Raw genomic sequence first — 2,004 nt, forward strand, 5'->3', positions numbered from 1 at the left:
TTTTTTAATATTTCATTCTCCATTTCAATGCGTTGTAGCTTTTTCCTCAGCTTACGTATTTCGATTTGTTCTGGTGTTATCGGAGAGGCTTTTGGTGTTTTGCCCTGACGCTCATCACGCAGTTGTTTGACCCATCTTGTCATTGTGGAAAGGCCAACATCCATAGCTTTGGCGGCATCTGCCACCGTGTATTTCTGGTCAACAACCAGTTGAGCGGATTCGCGTTTAAACTCTGCGCTAAAATTTCTTTTTTTCATTGGAGCACCTGTGTTGTTCTGAGGTGAGCATATCACCTCTGTTCAGGTGGCCAAATTCAGTGTGCCACTTCAAAAAAACCTTTTTTAAATCCTGACATACACAACTCCTTAACTAAAATAGATTACCACCAGACTTCCGCCTGGATGCCGGCCATAAACTCGTCTTTGCTGTTCTCATTAAACTTAAAATTCGATAATTCGTTATCCAGAATATTGATATACGTTCCATAGAAGCGAATTTCTGGTCGTGAACCTAAAATGCTTTCACCCACTTTCAATGCATGCCAGAGTGTCGTTTTATAAGCCGATTCATTTAGTGTTACACCCTGCTGAGTTTTGTTCTGTTGCTTAAACCAGCCTAATTCAAGCCCCGTCTGATTCCATGTATTCCAGATCCAGGCCGGTCTTATTACAGTGCGAATACTGTCAAAATCACTATGAGCACCACTTTCATAACTATAAACATCTTCGCCGTGAGAATAGACAAGCGCGTTAGCCATAATAATATTGTCAGTAAGATACATCTCGCCCTGAGAGATTAAACGCCAGGCGATCCCATTGGTATGATCACCATAGTAATAGCGACCATGCGCCATCGTATTACTGGCATCTGAGAAACTGGCAAAACTGCTGGCATAGGAATTATTGGCAACCTGTAACGTAAATTCATTAAACGTATCGCGTTGCAGGTTTTGCCGTAAAACAGAAGTCAGCATCCAGCTATCTTTCATTTCAAAATAACTGTTGTCATTTTCGTTATCTTGTTGTTGATCCGTTTTATTAGGTGCGGAATATTTAGCCATTAATGATAATGTCGCATCATCCCATAACGGGATATTGCGATAACGAACATCCACAGAATTGGTATTCATCTGGCTGGTACGCGAAAAATCACGAGAGTAAACATCGACATCATCACGGCTTAAGGACATATCAAACAGCCCTACACCAAGTGCCCAGTTTTCAATCCCCACACCCGCGGCGACATCCGTGGTTAAGGTTTTCCAGTCCAGCATCTGGATCTCATATTGCGGGAGTTTATGTTTGCCGACCCAGAAGTCTGCCTCTGGTGCGAAGGGTAAAAAACCTCGCGTTGTCAGGTAAATATCGCTGAACTGCATGATATTTTCATTGGCACTGTCACCAAACCAGGCATCGTTATACTGCTCACCCACGTTGCCATCATAGGTAACGACCGCATTTGCCGTTTTACCGTCCTGATTATAAACACGCTGATTTAAGGTCAGGTCAAACCAACCGCTCATCTCATTACCAAAACGTCCCAGTGAACCGCCCCGGGAATCCTGGAGACTAAACTCCCTGAGAAAGAGGTAAACAGGATGACTAAAAATACTCGTTTTTCCCCCGAAGTCCGTCAACGGGCAGTCCGTATGGTTCTGGAAAGTCAGGGCGAATATGACTCACAATGGGCGACAATTTGTTCCATTGCTCCAAAGATTGGCTGTACACCGGAGACTCTGCGTGTCTGGGTACGCCAGCATGAGCGGGATACCGGAGGCGGTGATGGCGGGCTCACCACCGCTGAACGTCAGCGTCTGAAAGAGCTGGAACGTGAAAATCGTGAACTGCGCCGCAGTAACGATATCCTTCGCCAGGCTTCCGCTTATTTTGCGAAGGCGGAGTTCGACCGCCTCTGGAAAAAGTGATGCCACTGCTGGATAAGCTGCGTAAGCTGTACGGGGTCGGACCGGTATGCAGTGAACTACATATTGCCCCGTCAACGTAT

At 45.4% G+C, this 2,004-nt stretch carries 1 protein-coding gene, 2 pseudogenes and 1 other annotated feature; of the genes and pseudogenes, 1 reads left to right on the plus strand and 2 read right to left on the minus strand.

Annotated features, from left to right (window positions below):
- Both BHE85_RS14190 and BHE85_RS14195 read right to left on the minus strand, forming a co-directional pair.
- The coding region (locus BHE85_RS14190; RefSeq protein WP_033555117.1) for an IS3 family transposase at positions 1-257 on the minus strand (257 nt) is incomplete at its 3' end.
- A 122-nt stretch (positions 258-379) separates the two neighbouring features.
- A pseudogene (locus BHE85_RS14195) lies at positions 380-1,555 on the minus strand (carbohydrate porin); the annotation flags it as partial.
- Between the two features lie 42 nt (positions 1,556-1,597).
- Between BHE85_RS14195 and BHE85_RS14200 the strand changes: the two are divergent.
- A pseudogene (locus tag BHE85_RS14200) lies at positions 1,598-2,004 on the plus strand (transposase); the annotation flags it as partial.
- Positions 1,879-1,995 (plus strand) — a sequence feature (AL1L pseudoknot). It overlaps the preceding pseudogene by 117 nt.

Source organism: Shigella sp. FC1567, assembly GCF_001743015.1.
Taxonomy (GTDB): Bacteria; Pseudomonadota; Gammaproteobacteria; order Enterobacterales; family Enterobacteriaceae; genus Escherichia; species Escherichia coli.